Annotated in this window: 15 protein-coding genes and 1 tRNA gene; 11 read left to right on the top strand and 5 right to left on the bottom strand. The window is 69.0% G+C overall.

Translation table 11 applies throughout. From position 1 onward, the window contains the following. Positions 1-52: 52 nt before the first annotated feature. On the bottom strand, positions 53-1429 hold the full coding sequence (locus ACFE7H_RS08915) for a nitrate/nitrite transporter (RefSeq protein ID WP_375400876.1): 1377 nt from the start codon (positions 1427-1429) through the stop codon (positions 53-55). A gap of 142 nt (positions 1430-1571) precedes the next feature. On the opposite strand from ACFE7H_RS08915, the gene ACFE7H_RS08910 reads away from it, so the two are divergent. Next, positions 1572-1656, top strand: a tRNA-Ser gene (locus ACFE7H_RS08910). Positions 1657-1714: 58 nt separating this feature from the next. Here ACFE7H_RS08910 and ACFE7H_RS08905 read toward each other — a convergent pair. Continuing rightward, entirely contained in the window at positions 1715-3454 is a 1740-nt protein-coding gene (locus tag ACFE7H_RS08905) for a CocE/NonD family hydrolase (RefSeq protein ID WP_375400875.1), read from the bottom strand. A 116-nt stretch (positions 3455-3570) separates the two neighbouring features. On the opposite strand from ACFE7H_RS08905, the gene ACFE7H_RS08900 reads away from it, so the two are divergent. Next, positions 3571-4173: a TetR family transcriptional regulator gene (locus tag ACFE7H_RS08900; protein WP_375400874.1), complete on the top strand. Its 603-nt coding sequence runs from the start codon at positions 3571-3573 to the stop codon at positions 4171-4173. 47 nt (positions 4174-4220) lie between these two features. On the opposite strand, the gene ACFE7H_RS08895 is transcribed toward ACFE7H_RS08900, so the two are convergent. The 3 genes from ACFE7H_RS08895 to ACFE7H_RS08885 are packed head-to-tail and all read right to left on the bottom strand — an operon-like array spanning position 4221 to position 7415. After that, positions 4221-5024 carry an enoyl-CoA hydratase/isomerase family protein gene (locus tag ACFE7H_RS08895; RefSeq protein ID WP_375400873.1) on the bottom strand — a complete coding sequence of 268 codons (804 nt, stop codon included), beginning with the start codon at positions 5022-5024 and terminating at the stop codon, positions 4221-4223. Next, on the bottom strand, positions 5021-6226 hold the full coding sequence (locus tag ACFE7H_RS08890) for a CaiB/BaiF CoA transferase family protein (protein ID WP_375400872.1): 1206 nt from the start codon (positions 6224-6226) through the stop codon (positions 5021-5023). Before ACFE7H_RS08890 ends, ACFE7H_RS08895 begins: the two co-directional genes overlap by 4 nt. A 28-nt stretch (positions 6227-6254) precedes the next feature. Then, positions 6255-7415 (bottom strand): flavin reductase, encoded by a 1161-nt coding sequence (locus tag ACFE7H_RS08885; RefSeq protein ID WP_375400871.1) that lies wholly within the window; start codon positions 7413-7415, stop codon positions 6255-6257. Between the two features lie 271 nt (positions 7416-7686). Between ACFE7H_RS08885 and ACFE7H_RS08880 the strand changes: the two genes are divergently transcribed. Genes ACFE7H_RS08880 through ACFE7H_RS08840 form a run of 9 tightly spaced genes read left to right on the top strand, consistent with a single transcriptional unit; the run spans position 7687 to position 16260 of the window. Further along, positions 7687-8208, top strand: a complete 522-nt coding sequence (locus ACFE7H_RS08880) for a nuclear transport factor 2 family protein (protein ID WP_375400870.1) — start codon at positions 7687-7689, stop codon at positions 8206-8208. 23 nt (positions 8209-8231) lie between these two features. Beyond that, positions 8232-9845, top strand: a complete 1614-nt coding sequence (locus tag ACFE7H_RS08875; RefSeq protein ID WP_375400869.1) for a bifunctional 3-(3-hydroxy-phenyl)propionate/3-hydroxycinnamic acid hydroxylase — start codon at positions 8232-8234, stop codon at positions 9843-9845. Further along, positions 9842-10207, top strand: coding sequence for a cupin domain-containing protein (locus ACFE7H_RS08870; protein WP_375400868.1), 366 nt, complete (start codon positions 9842-9844; stop codon positions 10205-10207). Before ACFE7H_RS08875 ends, ACFE7H_RS08870 begins: the two co-directional genes overlap by 4 nt. A gap of 42 nt (positions 10208-10249) precedes the next feature. After that, positions 10250-11107 (top strand): fumarylacetoacetate hydrolase family protein, encoded by an 858-nt coding sequence (locus ACFE7H_RS08865; protein ID WP_375400867.1) that lies wholly within the window; start codon positions 10250-10252, stop codon positions 11105-11107. A gap of 35 nt (positions 11108-11142) precedes the next feature. Beyond that, on the top strand, positions 11143-11283 hold the full coding sequence (locus ACFE7H_RS08860; protein WP_375400866.1) for a hypothetical protein: 141 nt from the start codon (positions 11143-11145) through the stop codon (positions 11281-11283). Beyond that, complete coding sequence (locus ACFE7H_RS08855; protein WP_375400865.1) at positions 11280-11828, top strand: nuclear transport factor 2 family protein; 549 nt, start codon at positions 11280-11282, stop codon at positions 11826-11828. The genes ACFE7H_RS08860 and ACFE7H_RS08855 overlap by 4 nt, the downstream gene beginning before the upstream one ends. Continuing rightward, complete coding sequence (locus ACFE7H_RS08850) at positions 11825-13039, top strand: acyl-CoA dehydrogenase family protein (protein ID WP_375400864.1); 1215 nt, start codon at positions 11825-11827, stop codon at positions 13037-13039. The genes ACFE7H_RS08855 and ACFE7H_RS08850 overlap by 4 nt, the downstream gene beginning before the upstream one ends. A 60-nt stretch (positions 13040-13099) precedes the next feature. Further along, positions 13100-15394: a CocE/NonD family hydrolase gene (locus ACFE7H_RS08845; protein ID WP_375400863.1), complete on the top strand. Its 2295-nt coding sequence runs from the start codon at positions 13100-13102 to the stop codon at positions 15392-15394. Beyond that, positions 15391-16260: an SDR family oxidoreductase gene (locus ACFE7H_RS08840; RefSeq protein WP_375400862.1), complete on the top strand. Its 870-nt coding sequence runs from the start codon at positions 15391-15393 to the stop codon at positions 16258-16260. The genes ACFE7H_RS08845 and ACFE7H_RS08840 overlap by 4 nt, the downstream gene beginning before the upstream one ends. Positions 16261-16271: the final 11 nt, after the last annotated feature.

Genomic DNA, 16271 nt, shown 5'->3' with positions numbered 1-16271 from the left:
GCTGCGCGGTAGGTGTGCACACCGCGCGGAGGGCGCACCTACCGCGACGCTGTCATGCGCTCCCGGCTGGTGCGGCTGCCGGGGTGCGGGCCGAGCGCGGGTTCGTCTCTTTGGCGAGCAGTCGCAGCACGACGACGAGCACCGAGAAGCCGACCATGATCAGGTACACGATTCGATACGAGTCCGCGTTCTTGAATCCGCCGCCGGCCTCCAGCACCTCCGAGGCGAGCAGGGTGCCGCCGACGGCGCCGAGCCAGATGGAGGTGAACACGACGCCGAGGGCTGACCCGGTCCGCTTGCCCCCGACGTCCGCCGTGCTGGAGAACAGCAGCGGGAAGACCGCGTTCAGCGTCACGCCGTAGAGCAGCTGGACCAGGACGACGCCGACAAGCCCGGTCGAGATCGGCAGCAGCAGGAACACCGTGCCCTGGATCACGCCGGCGCCGACGATGAACCACTTGCGACCGATCCGGTCGGAGATCGTGGGCCACAGGAACTGGAAGAACGCGCCCGTGATCGCCCAGACCACCGTCAGGGATGCGACGGCCGCGTAGCTGAAGCCGCCGACGAACTTCAGGTATTCGGGGTAGCTCGTCATGAACACGTTCTGCATCGCCTGGAACAGGAACCCGCAGGCCGCGAGGATGAGCACCTCCCTCGACTTCATCGCCTCGAAGCAGCTGCGCAGCGTGACGTGCTCGCGCTCGCCCTCCTCGACGGTGGAGGGAGTGAGGCCCTGCTCCGTGTCGTGCCGCTCGACCTCCTCCTGGTGCTTTCGGGTGGAGAGGTACCAGTACCAGATGGCGAACGGGATGGTGGCGAGGGAGGCGAGGTAGACCAGGCGCCAGCCGTCGTTGCCGAAGACGACGAGCACGCCGGTCGCGACGAGCCCGCCGACCAGAGCGCCGACCGGGTAGCCGGTGTGGTGCAGGCCCACCGCGAACCCGCGGTGCTCCCGCGGCCACCACTCGCTGGTCGCGACGACGCCGAGGGCCTCACTCGCGGTCGTCCCGATCGCGACGCCGACGAGCAGCAGGCAGAAGGACCACAGCGACCCGCTCAGCTGCGGGATGGCGATGAGCGAGCCGACCACCGCGTACAGCATCATCAGCGGGAACCACACGTACTTGCGGCGGAATCCGTTGCCGAGCCGGTCGGACAGGATCGTGGTCGGCAGGTCGAACAGCACTCGGATACCGAGGTACCCGGCGACCACGAAGCCCCACGTCGCGGGGGACAGGTGGAACTGCTCGATGATCACCGTGCCGAGCGAGTAGACCATCGTGAAGGTCACGACGTTCAGCGCCCACGTGAGCCAGGTGTTCAGCAGGGTGAGCCAGCTGTAGCGGCTGACACCCCGCGGTATCAGGCCGAGGAACGTCGCCGGACGGGTGTCACCGGTGGGTCGTTGGACAGTCGCAGTGCTCATCTCGCCGTCTCCTCGTGATGGGGCCGGCGCAACGGGCCGCGGCGACCGTACACCGCGGACGATAGATCCGCCGGCCTGCATTCAGGCTGTGGGTCGGCCGAATGATGAGCCGCGGCACGGAGCGGGTACCCTGCAGCCACAGGGAGGGCTGTCCGAGCGGCCGATGGACCTGGTCTTGAAAACCAGTGAGCAGCAATGCTCCGTGGGTTCGAATCCCACGCCCTCCGCTCCGGACCAGCCCGATCGGCGTCTGCCCACGCGGAGACCGACTCGCCGCTCCGAGCGTTACCGCGTCTGGACGGGCAGCTGCAGGTAGGAGGCGTGCTCGCCGCCGGTGTGGATGACGTGCTGCCCGCTGTTGGCGCCGACGTACTCGCGGATGCCGGGCATGAGGGTGCCGAGCAGGTTCCTCGAGCTGACCACGAATCGAAGCTGCTCGCCGGCGTGGAACACCAGACCGACGGCGAGGAGGTCGATGTCGACCTCGACGATGTCACCGTCGGTGAGCTTCTCGATCCGGTCGAAGGTGTGGGCCGGCACGTCGTCGGTCGAGAGCGCCTCGTCGAGGTGGCGCGCGGATACCCGGAGGCGGCCGTCGGAGCCCTTGTAGCGCAGGATCGTCGCGCCGTGATCGGTGATGTCGTGCGCCATCGGGCTGTGGTTCGGGATCGTGAACGCCGACAGAGGCGTGCCGTACGGGTCGAGCTTCTGCACGAGCACGAACAGGTCCATGTCGTCCGCGCCCGTCACCTCGACGAACAGGTGCGCCTTCGGGTAGCCGACCAGCACGGTCTCCTGCTCGAAGGTGGTGATGAAGGACATCGCGTCGGGGTTCCGGTCGACGGCGTATGCGGCCGGGACCGCGACGGTCGGCGCCGTGGTGGTCAGAGCCCGTGTGCCGCCGTCGAGGTAGTACTTCGTCGAGGTGACGTCACTCGGAGGGAACGTATCCGCGGGGACGTTGATCGTGTCGCCGCCCTCGAGGTCGAGGACGGCGTAGCGGACGTGCGGCGTCTGCTCCCACCCGTTGTCCTCGCCCCTCAGGTAGTGGTCGAAGAATCGACGGAGGTCCTCGACGTTCGCTTCGTCGTAGTAGTCGGGCCACTCCTGGCTGTTGTGGACCCGGAGCCACTTCTCCTCGGACGCGATCCGCCGCCAGGCACGGAAGGTGCCCGCGGTGTGCAGGGTGTTGGAGTAGCTCGCGACGACGTATGCCGGAACGGTGATGGAGGCGAACTCGGGGATCTTCTGCTCCCACAGGTCCGTCATCAATGGGAAGCGCTCGACCTCGCCGACAATGTCCTCCTTCCGGTTCTTCCCGAAGAAGCTGCCTTCCTGCAGCTGCTGCGCGAACCCGGTGTCGGGCATGCCGCCGCGCTTGACGAGGTCGCGGTAGACGTCGCTGACGCCTTCCCAGGGGTTGATCGCGGTGAGATGCGGCGGCTGCTCCGCTGCCGTGAACCACTGCGACGCCGCGAGGTACGAGGTGCCGCTCATGCCGACCTTGCCGGAGCACCACTCCTGCTCGGCGAGCCACTCGATGATATCGTAGCAGTCGCGGCCCTCCTGCCGATCCCAGAGCACGCTGTCGCCGTCCGAGTCGACGACGCCGCGGATGTCCGGGTTGCAGATCGCGTAGCCGCGTGCGCACCAGTACGCGGGGTCCGCGCCCTCGAATTTCTCGAGTCCCGACACGATCGAGTTCTGCAGCCCGACGAGCCCGAAGATGCCCATCACGCTGACGGAGGCGCCCTGTCCCTTGCCGTACGGGCTGAACCCGACGATGGCCGGCACCGGCTCGGTGCCGGTCGGACGGAACACGTCGACGTGGATCGTGACGCCGTCCCGCAGCTGCACGGTGACGTCCTTCTCGAACAGGATGTCGACAGGCAGGGCCTTGAAGGGCGGGGCGACCTGGAAGCCGGCCTCGAGCGTGCGCGTACCCGGGTCGAACGCGGTCAGCACCCCGGACCTCGCCGCCGGAAGCGGCGAGGACGGCACGTACATCTTCTGGTCTTCGCTCATCGGTGAGCTCCTTCGTCCGGGGAGCCCTCGAGGGCTCCGACCGCCCGAGCGTATGTCGGGGCGGGTAAAAACTCAACAGCAGTTGAGTAGGACCATCTCGCGGGTACATTCGGCGCATGACCGCAGGGGACGAGTCGCGGCTCCGCGCTCGTGGAGGTCGTCGACCCGGGCCTGGAAGCACGAGGCAGGCGGTGCTCGACGCCGCCCGCGCCCGCTTCGCGAGCGACGGGTTCGCGGCGGCGACGATCCGCCGCATCGCCGCCGACGCCGGCGTGGACCCGTCCCAGGTGATCCAGTTCTTCCGCTCCAAGGACGAGCTCTTCGCGGTCGCCATGGCGGTACCCGCATCCGCGCTCGAGCGCTTCGACACCGCGTTCGAGGGACCCGACGAGCACCTCGGTGAACGAGTCGTCCGTGCCTACCTCGAGGCTTGGGAGGGCATCGCAGCGGAACGCGAGCCGCTGATGGCGATGCTCCGTGGCGCCATCGTGAACGAGCAGGCGAGCGCGCAGCTGCGGGACTTCATCCAGTCCCGGCTCCTGCACGGCACGCAGGGACGCGGCGACGACGCGATGCTCCGCGCCGGCCTGGCCGCATCGATGCTCATCGGCATCGTCACGAGCCGCCGCATCATCGGCGTCCCGGTCCTCGCGTCCGCCGACACCGAGACCCTCGTCGAGACCGTCGCGCCGGCGATCCAGCAGATCCTCGCCGGGTGACCGAGGACGGCGGCGGCGATCACGAGCGACGTCCTCCTGCCCGAGCATCAGGGCTCGGGTGTCCAGGTGAACCGCGGGCGCTCCCGATGCAGGAACGCGTCGATGCCGGTCGCCATGTCCGGCCCGGCCGCCATCGCGTCCCACGCCTCACCCCATTTCGCGCCGAGCTCAGGGTCCGCGGACACGGTCAGGTCCACGAGCGACTTCAGCCTGTGCATGGAGAAGCGGGAGTTCCCGAGCAGGGTGCGCGCCATCGCGCTGCAGTGCGAGGCGAACTCGTCGACCGCGACCACCTCCGCCACGAGCCCCAGATCGTGGGCTTCCGCAGCGGACAGCGTCTTGCCGGTGAGGAGGAGCAGCTTCGCGGTCGCCGGGCCCACCTGGCGGATGAGCCGCTCGATCCCGGCCCTCGGATAGATGACACCGATCTTCGCCGGGGTGATGGCGAAGATCGATCGCTCGCTCGTGACGATGAAGTCGCACGCCGACGCGATCTGCCAGCCGCCGCCGATGCAGGCGCCGTCGACCATGGCGATCGTCGGCTTGGCGGTCGAGGCGATGGCGAGGTCCGCGCGGCTCAGGTGATCGACCGGGGTGCCGCCGTCCCGCGTGTCCATCAGCACGGAGGAGAGCTCATCGATGGCGGCCCCTGCGGAGAAGGTCGTGCCGGCGCCCCGCAGCGTGATGACGGTCACCTCGGGGTCCGCGTCGAGGCTCGGCATGAGCTCCTGGAGCTCGATGCACATGGCTCTCGTCATCGCGTTGCGCCGTGCGGGGTCGTCGATCTCGACGGCAGCGATCCCGTCCGCGATCCTCGCGGTGATCCGCCCGCAGGCCACCGCGCTGGTCACGCCGGCACCGTGTTCGTCCTCACGCGTCCGGCCGCCTCGAACCCGCGGACGGCCTCGTCCGAGTACCCGAGCTCGCGGAGCACCTCCGCTGTGTGCTGCCCGAGGGCGGGCGCGGACGACCGGACCGCGCTCGGCACGCCGTCGAGGCTGAGCGGTCCGCGCAGGATGGACACGGCGGAGCCGTCCTGCCGCGTGGCCCGCTGGACGAGCTCGAGCGCGGTCACCTGCTCGGTGGCGAAGGCCTGTGTGTAGTCGTAGATCGGACCGCAGGGGATGCCGGCCGCGGTGATGAGCGGCACCCACTGGTCGGCGGTTCTCGCGAGGAGTGCGGTCTCGATGAGGTCCTTCAGCTCGGTCCGGTTCGTGCTGCGCTTCGCTCCGACGTCGAATCGGGGATCGTCCGCGAGTGCGGAGAGGTCCAGCAGGTCGCAGAACGCCCGCCACTGCTTCTCGCTGCCGACCGCGATGGTGAGGGGCTCCGTGGCCGTGACGAACTTGCCGTAGGGCGCGATCGTCGGATGGTTGTTGCCTTGCGGGCGAGGAGTCTCGCCGAGGGTGAGCGCGCGCTGCCCCTGGAACACCGACAGGCCGAGCCCCGTCTCGAGCAGGGAGGTCGACACGTGGCCGACCGGGTGGCCGGTGCTGCGTCCGAGGAGCGCCGACACGATGCCGAACGCGCAGACGATCCCGGAGGTGATGTCCACGATCGGCACCCCGACGCGGTAGGTGTCGCCGCGCTCGGATCCGGTGACGGAGATGAGCCCGGACATGCCCTGCACGACCTGGTCCAGCCCGGCGTCGTCCTTCATCGGTCCAGTCAGGCCGAACGCGTTGACCGAGCCGATCACGAGTCGCGGGTTGAGCTCGTCGAGGTGCGCCGGCGTCAGCCCCATCTTCTCGAGGGTGCCGAGCTTGAAGTTCTCGACGAGCACGTCGGCGTCGGCGATGAGCCGGTCGAGGATCTCCCGTCCCTCGGAGGAGTAGAAGTCGATGCAGATCGATCGCTTGTTCCGGTTGGCGGACTCGAAGTAGAGGCTGTGCTCGTTCTCGAACGGCGGCCACTGGCGAGCGGAGTCGCCACCGTTCACGCTCTCGACCTTGATGATCTGCGCACCCATGTCGGCGAGCAGGGCGGTGCAGTAGGGGCCGGCCATCGCCCTGCTGAGATCGATGACGATGATCCCGTCGAGTGGTCCGGTCACGAAGGTCTCCTCGAGGAGGTGCGCGGGCTCATCGATGCGACCCGGTGAGCTGCTCGGCGGTGGCGGCGACGCTGCAGATCGCGGCGATCCAGGTATCGATCCGTCGAGAGCTGGCCTGCTTCGGCAGACCGGTGATCCGGAGTGCCATCGGCGGCAGTCCCGGGCCGGTGGCGATGAGCATCACGATGTTCGCGAGGTCGTAGCGCTCACCGGGCACGATGTCGGGACCGAAGAAGTCGGCGAGCTCGGAGGTGACCTGTCGCACCACCCGCTCCTGCTGCGGAAGGCCGTCCGAGCGCTCGAACGCCGACAGCACGGCCTGGTGCCGCGCCACGACCTCCGGTTTCGCGGTCAGCAGCGAGTAGCCCCGCTCGCGAACCTTCTCGAGCAGCGCCCGGTTCAGCGCGCGCCGTCCCTCGTCGTGGTTGCGCGCCCGACCCAGCCACTCGTCCACCTCGGCGTCGGTCGCGGCCGCCATGAACACCGCACCGAACGGCGGGATGAGGGGCTGTCGGTGGCCGAGCGGGAACGGCTCGTCGACCGGCGAATGGTTGGCCGCGAGCACCTGCACGGCGTCCCACCGGACCTTGGCGAGCACGCTGCAGTTGACCTCGAACTCCTCGGCCAGATCCTCGACGCGCGAGCGCATCGTTTCGGCGAGCTGCGCGGCCTGGATCAGCTCCGGATCCGGCGCCGCGATGAACGATCCGGGCGAGAAGCGTCCGTAGCCGCCCTGGAAGAACAGCAGAGGCAACGTCGACCGCTCGACCGCCAGGTCCCGTACCCGGCCGAGCACGATGGAGTGGTCGCCCGCCTCCCGCACGTCCTCGAACGTGCACTCGATCCAGGACACCGCGCCGTCGAGGATCGGGGAGCCGAGGGGGGCTGGCCGCCATTCGACGCCGTCGAACTTCTGGTCGCCGGCCGTGGCGAACCGTCGGCAGAGCAGCTCCTGGTCGGATGCCAGCACGTTGACGCAGAACGCCGTCGCCGTGCGGAGGACGGCGAAGCTCTTGGAGCCGGTCGTCGGGAGGAACGCGACCAACGGGGGATCGAACGACACCTGGGAGAAGGTCCCGACGACCATCCCGACGGGTCGGCCGTCCGCGACCGCGGTGATCGCGGCGACGCCGGTCGGGTAGTGGCCGAGGGTCTCGCGGAACAGGGCCGGATCGATGTCCTTCGACATGGAGCCTCCATCGGGACGGCGCGGGCGACGGTGCCGGCGCGCGACCTCCCGATGGAATCAGGTCGATCAAACCCTGTCAACGGTTACTATGGAATCCCACTCGAGCACGGGCGAGGAGGCCGGCGTCCGTCCGAACCGGGCGATGCTGCTTGACAGTCGCCGAGGGGCGGGGCACACTCCTGACGGTCTGAACGGTTGCGATGGTTCAGTACGGGAAGGTCGTCGATGCGGACGTGCCTCCCGGGTCACTCGAAGACGAGGAGCACAGCCCATGGCCGATAGCGACAAGGCCGAGATCATCGAGATCATGAACATGTACGCGTTCGCGCTCGACACGCACCAGTGGGACCTGTTCGACCGTGTGTTCACCCAGGACGTCATCGCCGTCTTCGGCCCGGCGGGTGCCGGCTGGGAGGGGCTCGAGGTCTTCAAGGCGTCGTTCGCCGACTTCCATGCCCGCCTCGACAGCCACCAGCACACGATGATGGGCCACCTCGTCGAGGTCGACGGCGACACCGCACACGCCTTCAGCTACGGCAACTGGCTGCTGATCCGCAACGCGGCTGAGGGCGGGCCGTCCTGGACCGGGACGGGCTGGTACGACGACGAGGTCGTGCGGACCGAACAGGGCTGGCGCATCAAGCGCCGCGTCTGCCGGCTGCAGGGGTGGAGCGGCAACCCGCTCGTGCCCGAGCCGCACGGTGACCACAACCCGGATATGGGCGTCAGGGTGCTGCACGAGTTCGCCGCAGCCGGCGACATCGGGTTCCTGAACGCCCTGCAGGTGAAGTAGGTCCGGCACTGAGGGGTATCGGCATGAACGACGCGACATCGTCGGAGCCGATCGACTTCCTGGTCGTCGGTGCCGGCCCGGTCGGGCTCGTGACCGCGATCCTGCTCGGACGTAGGGGTCACCGCGTGACGATCGTCGAGCGCTGGCCCGCTCGGTATCCGATGCCGAGGGCGTGCACGATCGACCACGAGGCGCTCCGCATCCTCCAGTCCGCGGGTGTCATGGAGGCGCACGCGGACCTGTTCGAGCCCTCACGCGGCGAGCGCGGCGGCTACCAGATCCGCAACGGCGACGGGCTGCTCCTCACCGCGATCAACTGGAACCGGGCTGCCGAATCGGGCTGGGCGAACACCAACGGCTTCTACCAGCCCGACCTCGAGTCGGTCCTCGAGTCGATGGCGCTCGCGCTCCCGTCGGTCGAGCTCCGCCGTGGCTGGTCCGCCGTGGCGATCGACCAGGACGAGCACGAGGTTCGTCTGACGGTCGCCGGTACCGGCGACCCCACGCAGGAGGACGTCCTGCGTGGTCGATGGCTCGTCGCGGCCGATGGCGCGAACAGCGCCGTTCGCGAGCTGGTCGGGATCGAGAGCGTCGACGCCGGCTTCGAGGCCGACTGGCTCGTCATCGACTACCGGCCGCTGGACGATCGGCAGTGGGACGCGTTCGTCACGCAGTACTGCGATCCGGTCCAGCCGGCCACGGCCGTCAACAGCGGCCCCGGACGGCGACGTTTCGAGTTCATGCGCCGCTCGGACGTGTCCGCCGCGGACCTCGGTCGGCCCGAGACGGCCTGGAGCCTCATGGCGCCGTGGGGCGTGACGCCGGAGACCGCCGAGCTGGAGCGCCATGCGGTCTACACCTTCCGGGGAAAGTGGGTCCGGGACTGGCGTCGGAGACGCGTGCTCCTCGCCGGCGACGCCGCCCACCTGATGCCGCCGTTCCTCGGACAGGGCCTCTGCTCCGGGCTTCGTGATGCTGCCGCGCTCGCGTGGCGCCTCTCGATGATCGAGGCGGGCGCGGCGGGCGAGTCGGTGCTCGACTCCTACGGGACCGAACGCGGCGCGCACGTGCGCGAGATCATCGACGAGGCGATCGCGATCGGCCGGGTGGTGTGCGAGCTCGATCCCGCCAAGGCGGCCGAGCGCGATGCGGCGATGCGCGCGCAGCTGACGGATCCCGCCGCCGTGACCGTCGAGCCTCCTCATCCCCGTCTCGGGCGGCCGTCGATCGCCGAGCCCGATGACGAGAACGCCGGAAGGCTCACGGTGCAGGCGCGCGTCGAGGTCGACGGTGTCGTCGGGCTGTTCGACGACCTCGTCGGCGGTACGTGGCAGCTCGTCGGGCTCGACGTGGACCCCGACACGGCCCTGCCATCGGAGCTCCGCGAGTGGTTCGCCCGGATCGGAGGCAGGACGACCGCAGTCTCGCGCGAGGGGTCCGTCCGCGACGTGGACGGCTCGTACCGGGCCTGGTTCGAGGCGCACTGCTGCTCGGTCGTCCTCGCCCGACCCGACTTCTACGCGTTCGGCACGGGCGACGTGAGAGACCCGTCTCGTCTTGTCGCGGATCTTCGGGATGCGCTCGGGGGCGACCCGGCCCGCAACCCGGTACTCATCGAGGAAGGTGCATTGCCATGACCATGCGAGTGACGAGGATCGCCGACGCCGAGCCGTTCAGCCCGGTCGGCCACTCTGGAGTCGGACCGGTCCGCCTGCAAGGGGGGACGTCGACACCGACGAGCGACCTCACCGTCGCCCTGTCCCACTACTTGCCCGGTGGATCCGCGGAGCTCGCGCCGCAGGAGGCGGAGACGGTCTACGTCGTCCTCTCCGGTGAGCTCGCCATGACGGCCGAGGGCGACGACCAGATCTTGAGCGCCTTCGATTCGGTGCACTTCACGCCGGGCACGCTCCGGACGGTGGAGAACCGCACCCACCTCCCGGCCACGATGCTCGTCATCCGAGCGACCCCCTACCGACAAAACCTTAGAACGGTATAGTGGGTTTCCGGTACAGGGAAGTACTGAGGCATCGGAGCAGACATGCGATTCGCGGGTATGCGTGACGGCGATGGGGCCGTCGTCGTCGGTGCGCTGAGCGACGACGGCACGGAGCTCACAGCGATCGCCGATCTCGAAACCTTCTGGTCGTCGCCTGCCGCTCATCTCGCGGCGGGTGCCTCCGGTGCGGCCGTCCCGGTGCTGCCAGGCTCTCTCGTGCCGCCGGTCCTGAAAAGCGCTCGCGTCGTCTGCGTCGGACTCAACTATGCGGACCACGTCGCGGAGGGCACCTTCCGCGACCAGGAGTTCCCCCCTTTCCCGACGTTGTTCGCGAGGTGGCCGACATCCCTCAGTGTGGACGGGGCCGAGGTGCCGGTGCCGTCGGGGGAAGACGGCGTCGATTGGGAGGGCGAGGTCGTCGCCTGGGTGGGATCCGACCTCGTGGACGCCACCCCCGAGGAGGCGCTCGCCGCCGTCATCGGGTACTCGACGTTCAACGACATCACCTCGCGCCGGGCGCAGAAGCACACCTCGCAGTGGATCGTCGGGAAGAACGGCGACAACTCGGGGCCGCTCGGTCCGATGGTCCCCGCCGCCGAGGTCGGCGATCTCCGAGAGGGGCTCGAGGTGCAGACCCGGGTGAACGGCGAGGTCGTGCAGCACGGCAGTACGACCCAGATGATCTACGGCGTCGGCGAGACGCTGTCCTACATCTCGAAGACCTTCACGGTGCACGCCGGCGACCTCCTCGCCACTGGCACGCCGTCCGGCGTGGGCTACGCGCGGACCCCGCCCTGGCTGCTGCAGCCCGGCGACGTCGTCGAGGTCGAGGTCGATGGTCTCGGCGTCCTGAGGAACCGGATCGTCGACAACTCCCACCGCCACCCGGCCGCCGAGTAGCGGACCGGACCACCCCTTCAGGAACAGGAAGATCGATGACACAACGACGTGTGCGACTGGCCAGGCTCGATGACTCCATCGGACAGCCGGAGGAGGAGCCGGTCGAGTTCTTCTTCGCGACCACGATCCTCGGGATCGGGTCGTACCGGCTGCCCTGGTTCGGCGGAAGCCGATGAACCTCGAGGAGCTGGGCGCGCGGGCGGAGATCCACGACGCGCTGCTGCGGTACTGCCGCGGCCTCGACCGGGTCGACATGGGTCTGGTCCGCGGTGTCTTCCACCCCGACGCGTGGGTGCAGTTCCCCGAGAGCCTGCACGTCGGCTCGGTGGACGGCTTCGTCGCGTTCCTCTCCGGCGAGATGCCGAGGTTCGTGCGGACGATGCACTCGCTCTCGAACAGCCTGATCGAGTTCGACGGTCCGCACGTCGCGCACGTCGAGACGTATCTGCAGGCGCAGCACCAGGGCACCGAGGCGCACCAGTGGGCCGGTGAGAACGTCAAGCTGTGGGCCCGGTACCTCGACCGGTTCGAGCAGCGCGACGGCGGGTGGCTGATCGCCCGCCGACGGCTCGTCGTCGACTGGATGTACCGCTACCCCAAGGACGGGTGGTTCGACGACCATCCCGATGCCTCGGGGGACAGCCGAAACGGATCGGATCCCAGCCTCGAATCGGTGGCGGGTTTCAGCGGCACACCGGTGTCGCGGAAGGAGTGGCCATGATCACGGACGTCGTCGTCCCGCGCGCCGAGGAGATCGTCGACCGCATCGTCGCGCTCCGCCCCTGGCTCCGAGAGCATCAGGCTCTGGCGGAGGAGGAGCGGCGGATCCCTCAGGAGACGATCGAGCGGCTCGACGCCGCCGGTCTCTTCAACATCAGCAAGCCCAAGCGGTTCGGCGGCGCGGACTTCACGACTCGGCAGATGCTCGACATCTATCGCTCTCTCGGCTCCGGATGCGGCGCGTCGAGCTGGGTGGTCTGGGCGACTGCCGGCGGGAATCTCTGGAGCAACGCCTTCGACGATGCCGTCGTCGCGCCCGTCTACGACTGGCCGTGGGTCGGGAATCGGACCTTCGCCGTCGGTGGGACCAGCCGCCACATGTCCGGGACAGCACGAAAGGTCGACGGAGGATGGATCGTCACGGGCGTCTGGCCGTTCGCGACCGGCAGCGTCCACGCCTCCCACGGCTACCTCGCCGTGTTCACCGATGATACCGACGACTCGAAGGTCGGGATGGTGCTCATCCCGAAGGAGCAGCTGGTGTGCCGCAACGACTGGGACGCGATGGGGTTCGCGGCCACCGGCAGCCAGACGGTGGCGACCGACGGCGAGCTCTTCGTGCCCGATGAGCGCTTCGGCACGCCGGCGCAGCTCGCGAAGCGCACGGCCGAGCTGACGGCGGAGGGGCTCGGGCCCCGCCGCGGTGGGCTTCCGCGGTCCATCGTGTCGAGCACGGGTGTCGCCCTGGGAATGGCCGATCAGGCGGTGGAGGTCTTCCTCGCCACGATCGGCCGCCGGAGCGTCCCCTACTCGCCGTACTCCCGCCAGGTCGACGCCCCCGTCGCGCATCACATCCTCGGCGCGGCCGCGATGCAGATCCGCGCTGCCGGCCGGGTCGCGGACGCCGCGGTCGCCGAGTTCGACCGGCTGGACGAGGACGGCCACGATCCCTCCGCGCGGGAGATCGTGCAGTTCCACACCGATGCGGCATACGTGTGGGACGCCTGCGCTTCCGCGATCGAGACCCTGTTCCGCGCGTCTGGAGCGTCGGCGATCAGCAAGCGGATGCCACTGCAGCTGATCGCCAGGAACTGTCGTGCGGGCAGCCTGCACGCCGCCAACAACGTCGACACGTGGCTGGAGAACCTCGGTCGTGACCTCGCAGGGGTCGTGGCCGGTCCCTCGTCCATGAGCGTCCTCGAGCGGCGGTAGCCGGACCACCGGCCGCGGCGAAGACAGCGCCACCAGTCAACGAAGACGAGGAGCACCCACATGACCTTCACCGGACGGTTCGCCGGACCTGTCGTCGGGCTCAAGTACGAGACCCCGACGCACGCGGGTCTCACCGGCGAGCAGGGCGAGTTCGAGTACGAGCAGGGCGAGAGGATCGCGTTCCTGCTCGGCGACGTCGCGATCGGGAACGTGACCGGGCGTCCCCGCGTCGACCTGGCGCAGATCGTCGCGCGGGTGGACGGTGAGGTCACGAGGTTGAAGGACGCGGGGCTCACGAACATCGCCCGTCTTGTCTTCACTCTGGGGCGCGACGAGGTACGGGACAACGGCACCCGCATCCCGCGCGAGATCCACGACATCATCGGCGACCGGCCGCTGAACTTCCGGCACGACGCGAACTTCGAGGCCACCGGAACCGTGGACAAGGTCCAGCAGTTCACCGACGACACGATCGTGGCGGAGCTCCTGGACGACCTCCATACCGCCGGCGTCTTCCCCACGCCACGGACCCTGGTCACGCCGGCGAACGCCCGGAACGAAGTCCGCCGAAACGCCATGGGCATCCTGCGGTTCCGCGACGTCCGGATCCCGCTCGCGGACGGCGGATACGTGCTCGCGGACGTGTTCCGGCCCGCCGACGAGGGCACCTATCCCGCCATCGTCAGCTGCGGCCCGTACGGCAAGGCGTTCAACCACCACTCGATCGGCGGACCGGACGACCTCGAGCAGCACGAGCTGATGGAGGAGGACTTCTTCCTCGGCAACGCCGGCGGACTCCAGTTCGAGAACCACGAGTCCGTCAGCACCTCCGTGTGGGTACCGAAGGGCTACGCCGTGGTCCGCGTGGACATGCCGGGTTCGGGGAACAGCCCGGGGCAGCTCGCCCCATGGGGGATCGCCGGGGCGAGGGCGCTCCATGACGCGATCGAGTGGGCCGGTGAGCAGCCCTGGTCGACGGGCGCCGTCGGCACCTGGGGCATGTCGTACCTGGCGATGAGCCAGCATCAGGCGGCGAGCCTGCACCCGTCGCACCTCAAGGCGATGATCGCGGTCGGGACCGACGTGGACCTCTACGAGGAGGTCGCGTACAGCGGCGGGATCTTCAACGAGCAGTTCTGGTCCATCTGGAAGGCGTCCGGGCTGGTCCCCCCGATCCTCGGCGAGATCGACATCGCGGATTTCATCACGACGATGAAGAACAACCCGTTCCGGGACTCGGATCCCGAGGCGGTCTTCGGGCCGCGTGCCGAGGTGTTCATGAGCCCGGATCAGAGCGGAGTGGACATCCCGCTGTGGGCGGTCGCAGCCACGACGCACGTCGCCCACTTCCACCAGCTCGGCGGCAGCGGCGCGTATCTGGCCACGCCGACGACGAACAAGAAGCTGGACTTCTGGGAGGACTGGTTCCAGAAGGCCTACGCCGCGGAGACGGTGGCGGCACACACGGCGTTCTTCGACCACTGGCTCAAGGGCGTCGAGAACGGGGTGATGGACACGCCACCGATCCGTCTCGAGGTCCGGACGGGCAACGGCGCTTCGTTCGTCCTGCAGGAGCAGGAGTGGCCGATCGCCCGCACCGTCTACACGCCCTGGTACCTGGACGCCGAGCCGTCGGACTGGTCCGGCACCGGGACCCGGTCCGACTTCCTTCGGGTCGCGTCCACGGAACCCTCCCTCGAACGCGAGGCGTCCTACTCCGCCGAGGTCGCGCTGGTCGGCCCGGGCGTCGGCGCAGCCATCCGCGTCGACCCCGATTCGGTCGAGTCCGATCCCCGCTTCAACGGGGTCTCCTTCATCAGCGACCCGCTGGCCGAGGACGCCGTGCTGGCCGGATACGGCAAGGCGGAGCTCTGGGTGTCGTCGACGTCCGAGGACATGGACATCTACGTGTCCGTCCGCGTCCTCGAGGAGGACGGGCGGGAGGTCGACTACACGAGCTTCGCCACGATGGGCTTCGGCGACCGACCGACCCCGCTGATGAAGGGCTGGCTGAAGGCCTCCCACCGGGTGCTCGACGAGCAGCGGTCGACCTCGTACAGCCCGAAGCACACCCACAGGAAGGCGGACCACTCGCCGCTGGTGGCCGGTGAGCCCGTCCGCGTCGAGATCGAGCTCATCCCCAACACCGGCCTCATGCGCCAGGGGCAGCGTCTCCGCGTCGACATCCAGCCGTTCGACGGCGTCGCCCACGGCATGCATCACGCCTACGACCGGGGCTACCACGACGGGGCGACGAACACCCTCTACACGGGACCGGACCATCGCAGCTTGATCCAGCTGCCGATCGTCCCGCCGGAGGTCGTCCCAGATGAGGACCGAGGTACGGACTCGTGATCCTGGTGACGGCGGCCAACGGCAACCAGGGCAGGCTGCTCGTTCCTCAGCTGCTCGCCGTCGGGAGCGAGGTTCGCGCCATCGTCCGGTCCGAGGCGTCCGCGGACGCGCTTCACATGGCCGGTGTGGAGGATGTCCTCGTGGGTGACCTGGCCGACCCGGAGGTGATCGGGCGAGCCGTCCGCGGGGTGGAGCGGATCTATCACGTGGGGCCGACCCTGTCGCCCTCCGAACGGGCGAGCGGGTTCGCCCTCATCGGTGCCGCGCGGGCAGAGGGTGTCGAGCACTTCGTGATGAGCTCGGTGCTGCACGCGATCATCACCGACCTCGTCCAGCACGAGGTCAAGCGGGACGTCGAGGAGCATCTGCTCTCATCCGGACTCGAGTTCACGATCCTGCAGCCGACGAACTACATGCTCGCGCATCGGCTGAAGCCCGCGGTCGAACGCGGTGTGTTCGAGCTCTCGTGGTCGCTCGAACGACGGCAGTCGCTCGTGGCGCTCCAGGACGTGACGAGCGTCGCAGCGACGGTGCTCGTGGAGGGCCAGCGGCACTACGGCGCGAGCTACGAACTCGCGTCGCCGGGTCGCTACACGGCGCACGACCTCGCGGCGATCATCGCCTCGGTCCTCGATCGGCCCGTGCGGGCCCGCGAGATCGATGCGGACACCTTCGCCGACCGGGTCCTCGACGATACGGACCCGAACGTCGCTGCCTACAAGCTCCGAGCGATGCGAGCCATCAGCGCTCGCTACACCAGCAACGACTTCGTCGGGAACCCGAACGTGCTGACCTGGCTCCTCGGCCGGGCGCCGACGAGCTTCGAGGAGTGGGTCCGCGCAGAGCTCGAGCCGCCGGCAGCCTGAGCCGACGCGGG

The organism is uncultured Amnibacterium sp. (genome assembly GCF_964250715.1).
GTDB lineage: Bacteria > Actinomycetota > Actinomycetes > Actinomycetales > Microbacteriaceae > Amnibacterium.
This window is presented reverse-complemented; position numbering and strand designations above follow the sequence as displayed.